Raw genomic sequence first — 17,069 nt, forward strand, 5'->3', positions numbered from 1 at the left:
TTTATCGGGATTATAGGAAGCAAAGGAATGAAGCCGATGTGCCGTTTACTTTATTTTGGTGGGTTTTGGCTTATTTTTTATCGTAGATAAAAAACACAACATTGTTTTTGTCTTTTTCTGCTTATCTTACTTATCCACTCCAACGAATGAAAAAAGGTGCAAAATGCACCTTTGAGAAATTCAGAACGGTAAGCCTGTTTGCTCCGGCGGTTTTGGTTGTTCGGGTGGCAGTTCTTTCTCTTTGTTTTGATTGTCCACTTCTTCCCAACTTAGTTCACGGACTGCATAAACGTAGCCGTTCTTTTTTGATAAACGCAAATAACCGTGTTTCTTCAATGCTTTGCCTAATTTCATTACTGTACCGTCCGTAATATTCAACTTTGCTTTTTCGGCTAATTTGGCTGCTATCTGTGTAGTGTTTATGAAGTTGTTGGCAGTTTCCCTGTCGGCTATTTCAAACCACGTTAAAAGCAATTCTTCTTCTGGGCTTCTTGCCTGGTACTGTTCGTTGTTTTGGTTAATCTCTTTTATTTCTTCCTGATTGAACCAAAAACGGAAACCGTTTTTGTAAAGCTGTTTTGCTTGGGCATAAGCCAAGTTTATATCAATATTATGTGTGTACTCGATATGCTCTACTTCAAAACATAAAAATCTACGTGAGCCTGTTGTGTCGTTTAAAAATTGGGCGGTGTTTACACTGCCTGCAAATGAAGCCCTGCGGGGCAGGGTTTCATTGTTGTGTCCGTATGCTTTACGCATACGGATATGGGTTTTCGTGATTAGTTCTTTTAACGTACCGATTTCGGTACGGTTAAGGTTTTCGAGTTCGTCCAAATTGATAAGCATACATTCAGCCAAATGAATTAAAGTGTCTTTATTGTTTGGGTTGATTGTCCCCGAAAACATATAATCCTTTAAAGGCTTTGGTATCAGCTTTTCTATCCACGTGGTTTTTCCCAAACCCTGTTTACCGCTAAATACAATTACGGTCTGATTTGTTTCTTTTTCATTGGTTACACAAGCCACCATTGCGACAAACCATTTCTTAAAACATTCAATCCACAAACCCTGCTTTGTAGTCGTAATGGTATTGGCAAGCTCTGTGATGTAGTCCGTTTCATCTTCATTTTGTAAAAGGTTATCAAAATAATCTTTGAATGGGTCAAACTGTTGGCAGTAATCGGAACGTAACAGGTTGCGTAGTGTATTGATGTTGCATTTTACTTTTGCCTTTAAAATCTCACGCAAGATTGAGTTTTCAACGAAATCCGTTACAGGTTTCCAAAGCGTAGCTTTGGTAGCCTTGTACTCCAATTTTCCCGAAACTACGTTATAGCGAAAGCTATAACGGTAGTTTAAAAACGTTTCCAATCGGTCAATGAAACTCGGTTTTTCTTCTTCCTCGTCCGTTTCTTCTTCAGATGATTTTATGCTTTTGGATTGCTCGGAAATTTCGCCATTTGGCGAAATGGATAAGGTGCTTTTGTTATGTTCGTGGGTGTTGTTGTAAGCACTGTTTACCGTTGTTGCGACTTCCTTTGCATCATAATTATAATCAGAAAGGATATAGCCCATTGCCATAGGCAATGGCACTCCTTTACGATTAAGATTGCAAGCCAATAAATGCACAAAGTTGTTTCTATTGCCATTTACATAGCTTTCTTTTTTCTCTGTAAATCTTACGCAATGCTCATACGTTGCCAAATAATCATTACTAAATTTTTCGGTAGAAAAACCATTGCTTGCAATGGTTGGCGGTTCGGGTTCTGCTCCCTGCTCTTGGTTAAAGTATGGGCTTAAATCTTCGGTTGAAATTACAGGATAAACGGTTGCATTTTCATTCAAATACAAATCGGTATCGTAAGACACGAAGCAAAGGCGTGTAACGTCTTTGCCTGATTTGTCAATGGACAATCCTAAAAAATCTTCATAGAATTTTTGAAGTGTTATAAATGCTTCTTTGTGATTTTCCTGCGATGAATTAACACGAACAAAGATTTTTAAACCGTTTCCCGATGGACTGCTAAACGAAGCAAAAGTATAAGGCGTTTCTTTTGATAATTGCTTTGCTGTATTCAGTTGTTCCTTTGTGAGCTTATCAATGTCTAATACTACGATTTGAGTATATGCAGTAACAAATTCTAATTTCCTGCCGCCTTTAAAGGAAGCCGAAGGCGTGAAAGCGGGCAAAGATTTCTTTGCCCTTTCATAAGCCTCCATTTTGCTTTCTTTCAGTGATTTTCGCAGGTAAGTAATCACATTGATATACTTGCCTGTTTTGATGTCGTTTAGTGTCTCAATGATTTTTTGGTTTTGCACCACTTCATTGAAGTTTTTAAAAATACTTACTACCATAGTCAAACGTTTTTACTTGTTCTGAAATTCTTACCTGCATTACTTTTTAGCAAATGCTTTGTTGTAATGTTCTTGTAACAGTTTTTCAACGTCTGACAGCTTGTAATAAATTTTGTTGCCTACCTGTGAGAATGAAATACGCCCCTCGTCCCTCCAAGTTTGAGCGGTTCGTTTGGAAATTTTCATCAGTTGTAAAAACTCCTGATTGTCTAAAAACGTGTCCTTTTTAGGTTCGTTCTTTGCGTTAAGTCGTTGGGTAATTTCGTCCAACCTTGCTACCAATTCTGTGTATTGGTCTTTGCTTAAAATAATTGCTTCCATTTTCAAATAATTTTATGATTATGGAAGCAAAGGACAGCAACATAAAAAAGTCCGAAAGTTCCGAAATGGTCTATCGGAACTAAAAAGTTCTACAGTGATTCATCAACCCCTGCTCTTTGTTAGATTATGTACTCCTTTATTGCCTTAGATTTCTTGAACATTTTTATCAATTTCGGGACTTTAAACTTTTACTATCAAAATGCCCTTTTAAACTTTTTATAAAATATTTTCAAAGCTATGTAAGGTATAATCGGCAATTTCAAAACTCAAATTCTTATTCCCATTGGTAAACGCAATCACAGACATTCCTGCACTGTGTGCTGACAGCATTCCGTTGGTAGAATCTTCAATGGCAACACAATCAGATGGGCTTACTTTTAGTTTGCCTGCTATGCTAAAATAGACACCGGGATGTGGCTTCCCCTGAACTTCAAAATCCGCAGAAGCAACAGCATCAAATAAGTGAAGCATTTTTGTTTTTTGTAAAACTTTCGGGATAATTCTTGAAGGCGAATTGGTCGCTAAACCTATTTTGAAATTTGCATTTCTAAGATTTTGTATAAATTCTTTAATCCCCGATATAGCACAATCTTCTGTTGTTATTAGCTCTATCACTTTGTCAATTACCATTTGTTCTACATCACTAATGGATGTGTTATTCCAAGGGTGTTTACCGTACCAAAATTCGGCAACCTCTTTAGTAGTCATAAACTTTGTCTGATTACTAAATTCGTCCATTCCCTTTACACCAAGACTGGTAAAAACGTCATATTCAGATTTTGCCCAAAACTTCTCACTATCTACAATCACACCATCCATATCAAAAATTACGGCTTTTTTATTTGAAAGTATTCTTTTCATAATTCAATGTCATTATTGCTTACAGCATTTTATCAATATCTATTCTTTTGTGGGGTTTGGGGCGTTTATCGGTTTTAGACGGTCTGAACATTGTAGCAATGCTATCGGGACTTAACTCCCTACCGTCTTTATCTGTGAATGAATTTACAATAACAGCAACAAAATCATTTATATTGCCGTCAATGATTGGTTTGCCGTCTGTGAACAATTCCCTATGCAACTGATAAAATATATCTACCAACTGATTGATGTTGCAATTTATTTTGAGCTTGTTAAATGGTAATCCATTTTTATTTCTGTTCATCTGCTCAATAGAAAATTCATTTGTTAGACGATTTAAATGCTGTATCTGGTCTATTTCTTTCTGACACTGGCTTGAGTAATCCGGTAATTTTGGGTTAATAAAGTCAATGCTTGCCTGTTCATAATCAAATTTTTCTTTGGTTAGAAACATAATTTTATGTGTATAATCTTTCAGCTCGTCCACTCTGTTTTTAGTTTCTTTGAATGAAAAATACCTTTTCTCACATTCCGCATTGACGTATTGCATAGGAAGGTTTGCAACGGTGTGTTTATATCCTGAGAACTCAATCTCTTTTCGCTTACTTTCTATAATGGTATAACATTTCATCATCCTGCCTCTGTTAGTCGTAGAAGCAAATAATTCTTCATTTTCTGAAATCAGTTTTTCCAGTTTATTAAGCCATTTGATTTGGTCAGATACAATATTGCAGTGATGATTCAAAAAGTCCGGCAACTGAGCATAAGGCAGATTCAGTATTTTATTGATTAAGACTTTGCAATAGGAAAGACCCTCGCTTATTTCATCATCAGAAATATCAAATAACGGGTTTTCTATCTCATCTCCGGTAACTGCTGTTTTTTCGGGGAAACAGACATTATCTTTTATCCTGTTGATGTATGACATAAGCAATCTGTAGAGTAATATTTAAACTAATCCAAATTTTTCATCAGTATTGTCCTTTTAGTGTTCAGAAGCATTATTGCATTATTTTTGGTTAAAAGGCAATCCTTGTTTACCATAATGCCCTGCAAAACCAACCATCAATTTGAATGACATAAGCAATAACAATGTTTTTAGCGGTATAGGTAATTCGGGGTAAAAGCTTGTCAGCAATACCACCAAGGCAAAGAAGAATACACTTATCTGTAATTGGAATTCGGTTTTCCTGAAAATCACAGCAATGCTTGCACCTGTCATTGCAACTGCCATTATCGCTGCTGCCGGGATATAAAACGCATTGTAAACAAACATCAAAGCCAGTGTTTGCAGAGCGTGAAACCATATAAAAAGATGTGGAGACAAACCAGACTTCCGATAATAATTAATTGTGCCCTTGGTAAAATTACTTATTACACCACCGCCAATATCGACCGACAAAACCGCTACGACAATTATCTCCCATAATGCAAGGTCTTTTATATTCAGCATATTGAAAATCATCACTATGATTGCTAACAGATATGTCAGAATCAAATCGCTTTTATAAGCTTCTTTACCGTGAAGTTTCCAAAGCGATTTCGGTATGTTAATTGTTTTATTTACTGTATTCATTAGATTTTATTTTATGACTTGAAATAGAATTAATCTTAATTATCGACCTCCGGTTACATCAATAAATATTCCGGTTGAATAGGACGATTGTTCCGTAGCAAGCCACAGAATAGCTTCCGCCACTTCACTTGCCAATCCACCTCTTTTCAAAGGAATTGTTTCTTTTATCCGCTCAATCCGGTTGGGTTCTCCGCCTGAAGCGTGGATGTCGGTATGAATAAATGCAGGACGAACGGCATTTACACGAATATTTTCGTCTGCCAGTTCCTTTGCTAATCCGATGGTCAACGAATCAACAGCTCCTTTTGATGCAGCATAATCAATATACTCAAACGGTGCTCCGGTTCTCGAAGCGATGGAAGAAACATTGACAATTGTCCCTCCGTTTCCTCCATATTTAGGCGACATCCTTTTGATTGCTTCCCTGCAACATAGAAACGTACCCGATGTGTTGGCTTCAAATATTCGTTGCAACCTTTGCCAAGTAATATCTTCTAATCGGGATTGATGCTCTAATATTCCAGCATTATTGACTAATGATGTGAGGTTGCCTAAGGCTGTATCAACTTCTTCAAACAACCGGACTATTTCTTCTTCTTTGGAAACATCTGCCTGAAATGCTTTAGCCAAACCTCCTTTTTGCTTGATGGCTTCTACTACTTTTTCTGCATCCTCTTTACTTTTGTTATAATTTACTGCTACCGAAAATCCCCTTTCAGCAGCAAGCAAAGCCGTAGCTGCACCAATCCCACGACTTGCTCCTGTTATCAATATTGTTTTCATATCGTACTTTCTTTTTTAATTTCTGCAACTCTCCACATTACACCTGATGGGTCTTTAAATACAAAATCTCGCACTCCCCATTCTTTCATAGTAATTTCCTCTAAGTAAACTAGGAATGAATATTTCGATATTGTAGCTTTTAAGATTTTATGCAGGTCCTCGCAATGATTTACAGTAAGATGCAAAACCATATTATTGGCAAAGTCTTCAATAAAATAGTTCTGCAATAAGAAACCACAAGTTCCTGTTTGTAAATGTGCAAGATTACTGTCAGACCATTCAAGCTGAAAGCCTATATCCTGATAAAACTTTTTAGACAGTTCGAAGTCAAGTGCTGGTACAAAAGGTTTTAATGAAACAGCATCTATATTTAGTTTTTCATTCGCCATAACTATAAGATTTAAGAATTTTGATTTACTAATTTTATATGTGCCAAATGATGATTGCAATGCCTGGCATACATCCCGATAGCTTCTTCCAAAGTAAATTTCGTACCGTGTTCGGGATGGATATATTTCCTTTTAAGCATTTCATCATCCATATTTTTCAAAACAACATACCACCTGTGATGCAATCCTTTTAATATGGACAATGAAAATTTTACAGGTAAAAATTTACTATCAATGAGTTCTGCCCATAAAGCTTCGTTATAGGGTTTGATAACAGGATTGTCCTCTGTTAAAGCAAGTTTGAAACGGATAAATGCGTTGATATGACTGTCAGCACAATGATGAATTACCTGTCTTGCTGTCCACCCACCTTCCCTGTATGGCGTATCAAGAAGATTATCTGCCATTGGTTCTATTTCATTTCGCAATGCTTCAGGAAATGTTCCAATGATTTCTATCCATTTTTCTAATTCCTCTTTGGAAATAACCAACGGTTTTACAAATTTCCCGATTGGATATTTTAAATTTTGGTCTTTCATTTTATCGTCATTTTGATTATAAATCATCTGTAAAATGCCGTCTGTCTTTATCCTGCGAAAACTTCCTACTATTGTAGTCTGCTGATTTGTTTCGGGTTATGGATAACGTTTGCCAATCCCCATTTTTTAGCATTTTGGCAATAAATACCATTTGTCCGATATGGTAAGGATAATGAGCCAACTGCCTGTTAATGGCTTCTATAACTGTATGACCGTCATTTCGGATATACACAATACGCTCCAAATCCGCATCAAAAAGCTGTTCCAATGTTTTTAAAAGACATTCCCAACCTTCGTTCCATCGGTTCATTAATTCGTCTTTGCTATTGAATGGATTTGTAAATTCCGCATCCCTGTTTCGCCAAGGTTTTTCTCCATCAGCGGTCAGGAAATCAGTAAATCGTGACAACATATTTCCGGCAATGTGATTGACCAGAATGGCAATGCTGTTGCTTTCTTCGTTGTATTGCCAGAATAATTGTTCATCCTGCAGTTGCTCCATTGCTTTTTCTCCAAGCATTTTGTAATACTTGAATTGTTTTACTACGCTGTTTAAATAACTTTCCATATTGTTTGATTTTAAAAATTGTTACTACTTCTTTGAATGACTTCTTCTGAACTCAATCCGAACATTGGCGGAGTATCAACACCAAGCATATTCAGATAAATGTACAGTTGTGCCCGGTGGTGTATTTCGTGTTCTGTCAGTGTTCTTAACCATTTCCATATTGAGATGGATGCGTTTCCGGGTGTCAGGCATTTTCGCTGTAAATCATCATCCGTCAAACGGCTGAATATTTCTATACTTTCCTGATGCTTTTCATTGAAAAATTTCAAAACATTTTCATAGCCGTCTGCCAGCTCTTTACCACATCCGGAATATTTACACGGTTTGCCCTGTACTGTTTCTGCATACATATACCGCTCAATGGCTGAAATGTGACGTATCTGGTCGGCAATGGTAAACTTGCCGGGTTTGTATGCCCAATCCATATATTCTTCAGGGATTACGGCAATCAGTTTATTAGTCCGTTCTCTCAGTTTTTTATAATAATTTAAAAATGAATTGATGTCAGTGTTTTCCATTGTATTTCATTTTTCGGAGTTAATCAATTTGTGTTTCGTTATGATTGTTTTGAAGCTGCATTAATGTAACCAGTGATGTAGCAGCTAATATTTCTTCATTGCCTTGAACGGCAAAAATATCTGACCTTACTACCGAAAGTCTTTTGCCGTTTTTTATCACTTGTGCTTTGGCGATGAGTTTTTCGCCCATTGCAGGATTTAAGTAATTTATTTTCAGTTCTACTGTCGTAAAATAGCTATCTGAAAGTGTGGCAGAAGCGGCCGCATAACCCGCTGAAACATCTACCAATGATGCTATAGTGCTTCCGTTGAACATTCCTGCCGGACGTATCATAAAACTTTGTTTTGATACGGTAATTTCAAAATGCCCTTCTGAAATTATATTGGCTTCGGCACGAAATAATTTCATTATTTCCGAACGTTCAAAGCTTTGCTGTAACTGTATCTTTCTTTCTGTGTTCATCAATTTTTATTTTATATTTTTTCAGTACTTATTTTTTGTACCTATGCAAACGGGGTTCAACTACTTTATTTTTATATCCTTTGTTGATGAAATAAATAGCACTTAATACACACCCGAGAGCCAGAACAGTTACCTCTGTAATTGTTTCATTTAATAGAACGTAACCAAGTATCAATGCTATAAAAGGATTGATGTAAGCATACAATGAAACGATGCCTATCGGAAGTTTTCCTAAGGCATATACGTAGCAGGGATAAGCCAATACAGAACCGACAAGAACAAGATACCCGAGAGCCCAGATGGCTTCTGTATTTATAGTTTTCAACTCTGAATAATCATCCATTAATAAACTCATCACAAAGAGGACAATTCCTCCGAAAAGCATTTGCAATGCAGCATTTGTCATTACATTTCCTTTCGGAACTTTATGTTTGGTATAAACACTTCCGGTTGCCCAGGATAAGCAAGCTCCGAATGCGACCAACATCCCGATAAGGTAATTCGGGTTTGCAAAATCCTTCAAGTTATCTTTAAAAATCAGGACTATACCGGCACTTCCTGATACAAGACCGGAAATAATGTATTTATTGAGTTTTCGTTTATCAATTCCGGAGAAATAGTTGATAGCAACAATATAAACAGGCAATATGGAAACGATTAACGCTGCCAATCCGCTTGGTATATACCTTTCGCTCCAACCTACTGTACCATTCCCGAAAGCAATCAGTAATATGCCTAAAATAAATTGCTTGAAAAGCAGGCTCCTGTCAATTTTTAATTCCCCTGAAAGTTGTAATACTATCAACAAAATACCGCCTGCAAGAACTTGTCTAATGGCAGAAAAAAGAAATGGCGGAAAAGTTTCAACCCCAACTCTAAGAGCAAAATAGGTTGTACCCCATACGACACAAACCACGACAAGAGCTAAATAGGCAAGAATATTTTTTTCAGTTTGCATATAGGACTGATGATGGTTAAAAGTGAGCTTGATTGTTCAGAATTTTCAACAAGGTATTTAAGTGATGTTCATCGTGTTCGGCAACGAAATACATCAGGTCGATAATCCGCATTGGTTGATTTAATCTTGGATGATACAGGCTATTAGATAAATCTTTCTTGTTGAAGCTTTCCAAAAGCCTGATGGTATGTTTTCTTTCCTGCTGAAAATCGTTTGTTATTTTTTCAATGTTATATTGGTTAAATGATGCATTATCTGTTGCTGTGTTATTCAAATCGGCAGGCGACATTCCGGCTTGATGTTCTTTAATTTCCAGAAACCTTTTTTGCCACAACGGTTCTAATATCCATAAATGCCCTATGTGCTCTTTTACCGACCATTTTCCGTCTGGTTTAAAACTCAAATCCTGTTCAGGTATTCCGTTTGTTATTTCAAGAATTTGGGCAGCAGTTTTTTCCAGACGTTTTAATAAATCCGGGAACTGTTCTATCCCAAAATTGAAATCGAATTGCCTGTCGAACCACTTAATAACAGGTTGCGGTTTTAATAAAAATTCCATCTTGGTATCGGCTCTGCTATATTCCTGTCCATTCAATAGAACCTCTTTGAAACCAAATTTGTGATAAATCTCGATGGCTGTTTTTAATCTTGAGTTGGTAAACAATATCAACTTATCCGCATTTATTTTTTTAGCTTCTTCAATAGCAGTTTTGCAAAGAAACTTTCCTGCACCTATGCCTTGAAACGCTTCATCAACTGCCATTTTAGCCATTTCATAAACGCCATTACTAACGAACACTAAAGCGACCGTTCCGATAATTTTATTTTGATATTCAACAAAATATATTTGACCTCCGTTTTTTAGGATATTCTTTTCAGGGTTTGAGAGCAAAGCTTCATCCATAGGCTCCATTTTAAAATATTTTTCTACCCAAGCCCTGTTTAACTGCTCAAAATATTTTTGATATTCTGGTGTATATTTTACTATTCTCATTTTTCAAAAATTTATAAATGACCATAAAAATCTCTGTCGTAAGCCTTATTGATAATGGCTATTATTTTCTTTAGAATGTGTTTCCATAATATTTTTAATTTCTTCATAACCGATTATTAAAATAGACCAATCGGTCTTTTTTAAGACAAAAAAATTATGCTTTTAACCCGATAATCATTTTTTCTAAAAACTCCATTGCTATTTTAAGTTCTTTTGTTCTGTTCGTAACTTTTGCCTGCATAAAAGCACCTTCAATCATCGAAATCATTACTACTGCTATTTCCGTCGGGTTGGTATCTTCCTTAATTTCTTTTCTTGCAATACCCCGCTTAATTTGGTTCTCAATGGACGTTTTCCAGAAATCAAGTGCTTTTTCCGCACGTTCTCTCAATTGCGGATGCGTATCATCTGCCTCTGTAGATGTATTTAAGATGGGGCAACCTGCCAATAAATAAGGATACCTGAAATAATTCTTATAGGTATTGGGATAAACCAATAATCGCTCAATGGAATTATCGGTTGCCAATATCCGTACTTTCATATGCTCGTTTACTTTATTGTGATTGTAGTCGAACGCTGCCAAAGCAACTTCATCTTTATTTTCAAAATTGCCATATATACAACCCTTTGAAAGCCCTGTCGCACTCATAATATCATTCATTGAAGTACCGGCATAACCCTTTGTGTTGAATACAGGAGCGGTTTTTTCAACAATGAATTGTTTCGTATTTTCTGATTTAGACATTTTCATAAAAGCATATTGATGCAATACAATGCAAAGATAAATAAAAAATAAACCGAACGGTCTATTTTTAGATAAAAAATTTTAATTAATGTATTGCTCCACCGCATTATCCAACTCCTCACTAATTACTTTGGCGTAAATCTGCGTAATACCAATATCTGAATGGTCTAACAGCTTTGAAACATATTCTATCCGCATACCATTATTTAAAGCGTTTGTAGCGAATGTATGACGGCTTAAATGGAATGATAAGCTAAAAGGCAATTCCATATCCTTACCTAACCTGCGTAATTTCTGACCGCATAGGATATTTTTTGCATTGATGATATACGCCTGATAATCGGTATCGGCATCAAACCTTTCTACATCTTCTAATATCGGGAAAACAAAATCGCTTGGCTGTGATATTCCTGTTTTGTATTGGTTCAGAATATCTATTGCCGTTTGTCCGATTTTAAAATTGTGGTTTCTTCCTGTTTTGCGAATGGTCTTTGTAATGCGTTGTTCTTTCTCGTTATAGTTTTCCCATTTCAAACTCACTACATCACTAAACCGCAAACCACCTGCATACACCGAAAAAATGAACATATCTCTAAATACTTCGTCCTTGCCTGTGTATTCGATTTTAAAATTGCGTAGCTTTTCTACCTGTTCTTTGCTCAAAAATAATCGTTTGCCTTTATCACGTTTTACACGAACTTTTGAGAACGGATAAATGTTTTCTTCAATTACATCTTCCCTTTGAGCATCACGAAACATTACGGATAAAATCAATAAAGAATAGTGCACCGTAGTTGCTCCATTTTTCAAATTGTTGGACATATAATTGATATAATCTTTCAGCATCGTAACGGTAATATCATCGAAATAAATATCCCTGTGTCCAATGAATTTTTCAAACTTGGCTACATACTGTTTGTAATTTCTATAAGTAGCAACCGATACCGTTCCTTTGATACGCTCACAACGATTGTAAGCATATTCAAAGAAGTTTGCCATATCCTTACCCTTTATTGCTTCTTTGAGCTTTCGGGCTGATACGGATTTTCTTTTGCGTTCGTGGTCTGCAACTGTTCCCTCTGCATCGGCAATCTTCTGGGCAAGAAAGGCGTTCATTCTTGCACTGTTGGCGTGGTTCTTCTTTATTTTCTGCTTATCATCGTCCCATTCGGTACGTTTCAGCTTTACGCCTGTTGCTACAAATTTGGCTTTCCTATCCTTTATAACCCTTATGTATAAAGGGCTATGACCTGTTTTATCTTCCTGATTTGTCCGAAGCACTAATTTTATCGAAGCCATAAAAAAAAAGTATTATATTTGTTGTACTAAAAAAACAATCGAGTGCAAAACGATGAAACCCTTTGTAAATCAGCTATTTCAAAGCAGTGCAACCTGATACAAAGGTACAACATTTGGTACAACAAACCTAACTTTTCGTTGCTTTTTTCTGCGTTATTCTGTTCTTTCTTATTTTATAACTTATTGATAAATATGTATTTGAGTGCAAAAGGCGGCATACGATTTAATACTTTTAATAACAAGGTATTGCCAAAAGCGGGGCTGAAATCTAAAACTCAACATTTGTACTTCTATTCCGCAAAAACCATTTTTTATTTGCTTTAAAAATGTAAATTAGCAAATAAAATAATGGTTTTGCTAACTGTGGTACTAAATTGAACTTTTGTGCTTCTATTTCCCCGCCTTCGGCAATACCCGAAACGTTGGCAACAAGCTAAAAAAGCTCAACTAAAATGAATCCTAATGAAAAAAATAAAATCCATTATATAGAACGGCTCAATAAAGTTTTTGATTATATAGACGAAAACATTGATGCTCAATTAAACCTTGACGACTTGGCTAAGGTATCCCATTTCTCAAAATTTCATTTTTCAAGAATATTTAGTGCCTTGGTGGGCGAAACACCTTTTAAATTTATTCAAAGAATCAGATTAGAGCGCGCAAATTATCTATTGCGACTAAAGCCAAAAGCTAAGATTACTGAAATTGCATTCGAATGCGGTTTTAACGATTTAGCTGTTTTTTCACGCCAGTTTACTTTGCACTTCAACATCTCACCCACCGCATTTAAAAAACAAAACATACAACAGAGCAATATTCATCAAACTTCTTCTTTCAAAGCCAAATACTTTTGTTCCGAACTTAAAATTTATAGAGATATGGAACAGTTAGTTGAAGCAAACATTCGATCATTACCTGAAAAAACTATCGCTTATATCAAGCATATCGGTTCATATAGGCAAAATGCAGATATTTACGAAAAGCTGTTTAACCAACTCTATGATTGGGCAGGAAAGAACAGCTTACTTAAACACCATCCTGAATCCATTGTCATCCATTACGATGACCCCGAGTTAACACCGGAGGACAAGCAGCGAATGAATGTATGCATTACTGTTCCTGAAGATACCGAAGTAAACGGTAGCATAGGGAAAACCACGATACCTTATGGCAAATATTATGTGGCCAAATTTAAGCTGAAACCTCAAGAGATTCCAATGGCCTGGAATTGGATTTACGGGGAGGGAATTCCTTCAATTGGATATCATCCAATTGATAAAATTCCTTATCAAGTTTATCCCGAACCACCTAAAGAAGGGATACTCACCATAGTTTTCTGTATACCTGTGAAAAAGAATTAAAACAAAATAGATTATGGTAAAAGTCACAGTAGAAGCAGATTGCGGTAATGCCCCAAGGAAGGAATTTCTAAAACAGTTTCACATTGCTTTAGCTAATAGCGATAGCACCTTTGTAATAGAAAACATCACAGACAATATCCATTGGGAAATTGTTGGGAACCATACGATTACCAATAAGGAGGAATTTGAAAAAAGAATATTGGATAGCCCGTTGTGGAATGTGAAAGAACTTGTCATAGATGCCATTATAACCCATGGAAACGAAGCTTCTGCAAATGGAACTGTGGTTACATCAGATGATTTAAAATTTGCGTTTTGTAATGTGTATAAGTTTAAAGGCTTTAAGGGGACACTCCTAAAATCTATACAGACATATCTTATTGAATTTTGAAAAAAGCCAGTTGCCAACATTGTATAAGCGTAATGCGGACTGTATGGCTAAAACTGAGTATCTTTGCGCCTAAGAAACTTTACGGTGGGCGGACAGTAAATCGCTCCGAAATCCCGCACTACGCTTATACTTGGCCGTTGGCGGGCATTGTAGAGACACCAAATCAATTAATGATAAAAGACGACATAATAAATTTCGGTGCCTTTAAATGGCAAGTGCTTGACATTAAGAACAGCAAGGCACTTATTATTACCGAAGGAATAACAGAACTGCGTTGGTATAATGATCATTTCGTTGATGTAACTTGGGCAGAATGTGAATTGAGAAAATACCTTAATAATGAATTTTACAATACTTTTAATCAAGACGAAAAAGCGAAAATTGCTGCTGTGACAAATTGCAACCCCGACAACCCTTGGTTCAAGACAAAAGGAGGAACAGACACTATTGACAGCATATTTTTACTTAGTCTTGAAGAGGTTTGCAAATATTTTGGAGACAGCATTGAAACTTTGCTGAATAAAGGAAATCAAAAATGGTTGATAGATGATGAAAACAACCAAAAAAGACAAGCAAGATATAATGGAGAATACCATTGGTGGCGACTTCGTTCTCCAGGTTACTACGGACGGACTTCTGCCAGCATTAATTCCAGGGGCAACGTCTATGTCCGTGGGAATGGAGTATATGGCAGACCAAAAGACGGTGGTGGTGTCCGACCAGCTTTATGGTTGAAACTAGAATAGTAAGCTCAAAGGGATAGATGAATAAAATCAAAAGAAAACAACGACCCGCCAACATTGTATAAGCGTAATGCGGGCTGAACGGTTGAAATTCAGCATATTTGGCTCAATGGCGGGTGAAGTGGTTAATTGAACATTCTACCTCGCATCAACTTCTGTGGTGTATTGACAGTTTTGTGCTCCGAAATCCGCCACTGCGCCAAGCGCCAAAACGTTAGGCGATATTTTAGAAAAACGCAACAACAAAATAAGACTTCGGATTTTTTTAATAAATTTGCAGTTATTTTAACGAACTTGAACGAATGAAATTATCAGGAACAGAATTATACGACAAACTTGTACACGCGGTACGCGTGCGCCAGATTTATGCTAGCGCCCGCGACCACGCGTGTGCTTAAATTTTTAGATCCACTATCTACCTGCCCTCGGTGCCCACCGATCAAAAGGTGCCATATCAAAATTATTCACCTCATCCATGGTCATTCCCAATGCTCTGGCGACACCTTCTCCATATTCGGGATCAGCTTTATAACAATTCTTTATGTGTCGTATCTGAATAAACTTTTTCGCTCCCCCTACTTGAGCTGCGGTGTTTTTGAACAATAGTTCAGCCTTACCATCGGCTTTGATAATGCGGAATAAATCTCCCGGCTGTGTATAATAATCCTCATCATAATCCCGGAAATTGTGCGCATAAGCTGTTCCCTCCAATTCCAAAGGTGGTTCCTTTGCCGAAGGATCCTCTTGCCATTCCCCAAAACTATTGGGTTCGTAATGGATGGTAGAACCATAATTGCCGTCTACCCGCATAGCGCCATCTCTATGATATGCATGGTAAGGACAGCGTGGTTTATTGACCGGAATCTGGTAATGGTTGACCCCTAATCTGTAACGCTGTGCATCGCCATAAGAGAAGAGTCTTCCCTGTAGCATTTTGTCCGGTGAAAAACCGATTCCGGGTACGATATTGGTCGGATTGAATGCTGCTTGCTCTACATCCTGAAAATAATTGTCTGGGTTCCTGTTCAGTTCAAATTCGCCTACCGGAATTAATGGGAAATCTTTTTTTGACCAGACTTTTGTCAGATCAAACGGATGGAAGCGGTAAGTTTTGGCCTCTTCCTCGGACATAATCTGTACAAACATTTTCCATTTTGGAAATTCTCCTCTTTCTATAGCTTCGTACAGGTCACGTTGCGAAGACTCTCTGTCCATTCCCACTACCTTTGCCGCCTCTTCATCCGAAAGATTTTCAATGCCCTGTTGACTTACAAAATGGAATTTTACCCAATGCCGTACGTTTTGGCTATTGATAAAACTGTAGGTATGGCTTCCGAAGCCATGCATGTGTCTGTATCCTTTCGGAATTCCCCGGTCGCTCATCACGATGGTGACCTGATGCAATGCTTCGGGCAAAAGTGTCCAAAAATCCCAGTTGTTGTTGGCGCTCCGCATATTGGTCCGTGGGTCACGTTTTACGGCATGGTTCAGATCTGGAAACTTCATCGGATCCCGGAAAAAGAAAACAGGTGTGTTGTTTCCGACCAGGTCCCAAATCCCTTCGTTGGTGTAAAACTTCAAGGCAAAACCCCGAATGTCCCTTTCCGCATCAGCAGCTCCTCTTTCTCCTGCTACCGTAGAAAACCGGGCAAACATCTCTGTCTGCTTCCCGATTTCGCTGAATATTTCCGCTTTGGTATAAGGCGTGATATCGTGTGTGACGGTAAATGTCCCGAATGCCCCAGAACCTTTGGCATGCATTCTACGTTCGGGAATGACCTCTCTGTCAAAATTGGCCATTTTTTCCAGAAACCAATAATCCTGCATAAGCAATGGACCTCGGGGACCGGCAGTTTGTACATTCTGATTATCGGGGACAGGTGCCCCTGTTTGACGTGTTAGTTTTTCTTTTTTCTCTTCCATGTCTATATATTTTAAAATGTTTTGTTAAATATACATAGATAAAATGTGTTTATGTAGCAATTTCATATAGATGTTTTCTATGGTTAATAGATTATATACATTAACTGCTAGAGTTTACATCCCATAATCTGGGATGTTCTATCTTACATTGTCAATTATTATTTTTATATTGTAATAAACTTTATAATACGAGGGAGTTCGATCAGATTTTTTTTGAACAGATGTAACCAAAGTCACTGTATGGTGAAAATAATCAACGGAAATTTGTTCTGTTGAATAGTG

The 17,069-nt window shown here is 37.1% G+C and carries 19 protein-coding genes; 3 read left to right on the forward strand and 16 right to left on the reverse strand.

The window, feature by feature from the left end; translation table 11 throughout:
* Positions 1–180: 180 nt before the first annotated feature.
* The 15 genes from G5B00_RS09795 to G5B00_RS09865 form a co-directional block, all read right to left on the reverse strand.
* Entirely contained in the window at positions 181–2,355 is a 2,175-nt protein-coding gene (locus G5B00_RS09795; protein WP_163874235.1) for a VapE domain-containing protein, read from the reverse strand.
* A 39-nt stretch (positions 2,356–2,394) separates the two neighbouring features.
* On the reverse strand, positions 2,395–2,676 hold the full coding sequence (locus tag G5B00_RS09800) for a helix-turn-helix domain-containing protein (RefSeq protein ID WP_163874237.1): 282 nt from the start codon (positions 2,674–2,676) through the stop codon (positions 2,395–2,397).
* Between the two features lie 216 nt (positions 2,677–2,892).
* On the reverse strand, positions 2,893–3,537 hold the full coding sequence (gene hxpB, locus G5B00_RS09805; RefSeq protein ID WP_163874239.1) for a hexitol phosphatase HxpB: 645 nt from the start codon (positions 3,535–3,537) through the stop codon (positions 2,893–2,895).
* 19 nt (positions 3,538–3,556) lie between these two features.
* Positions 3,557–4,465, reverse strand: coding sequence for a hypothetical protein (locus G5B00_RS09810; RefSeq protein WP_163874240.1), 909 nt, complete (start codon positions 4,463–4,465; stop codon positions 3,557–3,559).
* An 81-nt stretch (positions 4,466–4,546) separates the two neighbouring features.
* A complete protein-coding gene (locus tag G5B00_RS09815; RefSeq protein ID WP_163874243.1) occupies positions 4,547–5,113 on the reverse strand; it encodes a hypothetical protein in 567 nt (188 codons plus the stop codon).
* A gap of 39 nt (positions 5,114–5,152) precedes the next feature.
* Positions 5,153–5,896: an SDR family oxidoreductase gene (locus G5B00_RS09820; protein WP_163874246.1), complete on the reverse strand. Its 744-nt coding sequence runs from the start codon at positions 5,894–5,896 to the stop codon at positions 5,153–5,155.
* Positions 5,893–6,285 carry a glyoxalase gene (locus G5B00_RS09825; RefSeq protein WP_163874249.1) on the reverse strand — a complete coding sequence of 131 codons (393 nt, stop codon included), beginning with the start codon at positions 6,283–6,285 and terminating at the stop codon, positions 5,893–5,895. Before G5B00_RS09825 ends, G5B00_RS09820 begins: the two co-directional genes overlap by 4 nt.
* 11 nt (positions 6,286–6,296) lie before the next feature.
* Positions 6,297–6,824, reverse strand: a complete 528-nt coding sequence (locus G5B00_RS09830; RefSeq protein WP_163874252.1) for a YfiT family bacillithiol transferase — start codon at positions 6,822–6,824, stop codon at positions 6,297–6,299.
* A gap of 16 nt (positions 6,825–6,840) precedes the next feature.
* The gene (locus G5B00_RS09835; RefSeq protein ID WP_163874255.1) at positions 6,841–7,392 is read right to left on the reverse strand and encodes a DUF1572 family protein; all 552 of its coding nucleotides are present in this window, start codon (positions 7,390–7,392) and stop codon (positions 6,841–6,843) included.
* 11 nt (positions 7,393–7,403) lie between these two features.
* On the reverse strand, positions 7,404–7,910 hold the full coding sequence (locus G5B00_RS09840) for a DinB family protein (protein ID WP_163874258.1): 507 nt from the start codon (positions 7,908–7,910) through the stop codon (positions 7,404–7,406).
* A 19-nt stretch (positions 7,911–7,929) separates the two neighbouring features.
* Positions 7,930–8,373 (reverse strand): PaaI family thioesterase, encoded by a 444-nt coding sequence (locus tag G5B00_RS09845; RefSeq protein ID WP_163874261.1) that lies wholly within the window; start codon positions 8,371–8,373, stop codon positions 7,930–7,932.
* 28 nt (positions 8,374–8,401) lie between these two features.
* Complete coding sequence (locus G5B00_RS09850; RefSeq protein WP_163874263.1) at positions 8,402–9,331, reverse strand: EamA family transporter; 930 nt, start codon at positions 9,329–9,331, stop codon at positions 8,402–8,404.
* Between the two features lie 16 nt (positions 9,332–9,347).
* Positions 9,348–10,325 carry a GNAT family N-acetyltransferase gene (locus G5B00_RS09855; RefSeq protein WP_163874265.1) on the reverse strand — a complete coding sequence of 326 codons (978 nt, stop codon included), beginning with the start codon at positions 10,323–10,325 and terminating at the stop codon, positions 9,348–9,350.
* A gap of 154 nt (positions 10,326–10,479) precedes the next feature.
* Positions 10,480–11,070, reverse strand: a complete 591-nt coding sequence (locus G5B00_RS09860) for a TetR/AcrR family transcriptional regulator (protein WP_163874268.1) — start codon at positions 11,068–11,070, stop codon at positions 10,480–10,482.
* A gap of 81 nt (positions 11,071–11,151) precedes the next feature.
* A complete protein-coding gene (locus G5B00_RS09865) occupies positions 11,152–12,369 on the reverse strand; it encodes a site-specific integrase (protein WP_163874271.1) in 1,218 nt (405 codons plus the stop codon).
* Positions 12,370–12,821: 452 nt separating this feature from the next.
* On the opposite strand from G5B00_RS09865, the gene G5B00_RS09870 reads away from it, so the two are divergent.
* Genes G5B00_RS09870 through G5B00_RS09880 form a run of 3 tightly spaced genes read left to right on the forward strand, consistent with a single transcriptional unit; the run spans position 12,822 to position 14,867 of the window.
* Positions 12,822–13,730, forward strand: coding sequence for a GyrI-like domain-containing protein (locus G5B00_RS09870; RefSeq protein ID WP_090975233.1), 909 nt, complete (start codon positions 12,822–12,824; stop codon positions 13,728–13,730).
* A gap of 13 nt (positions 13,731–13,743) precedes the next feature.
* Positions 13,744–14,121: a hypothetical protein gene (locus G5B00_RS09875; protein ID WP_090975234.1), complete on the forward strand. Its 378-nt coding sequence runs from the start codon at positions 13,744–13,746 to the stop codon at positions 14,119–14,121.
* Positions 14,118–14,867, forward strand: a complete 750-nt coding sequence (locus tag G5B00_RS09880; RefSeq protein ID WP_205966385.1) for a DUF6273 domain-containing protein — start codon at positions 14,118–14,120, stop codon at positions 14,865–14,867. Before G5B00_RS09875 ends, G5B00_RS09880 begins: the two co-directional genes overlap by 4 nt.
* Positions 14,868–15,275: 408 nt before the next feature.
* On the opposite strand, the gene G5B00_RS09885 is transcribed toward G5B00_RS09880, so the two are convergent.
* Positions 15,276–16,787 carry a catalase gene (locus G5B00_RS09885; protein ID WP_163874273.1) on the reverse strand — a complete coding sequence of 504 codons (1,512 nt, stop codon included), beginning with the start codon at positions 16,785–16,787 and terminating at the stop codon, positions 15,276–15,278.
* Positions 16,788–17,069 lie beyond the last annotated feature (282 nt).

It is taken from the genome of Parapedobacter sp. SGR-10, assembly GCF_011030405.1.
In the GTDB taxonomy this organism is placed as follows: domain Bacteria; phylum Bacteroidota; class Bacteroidia; order Sphingobacteriales; family Sphingobacteriaceae; genus Sphingobacterium.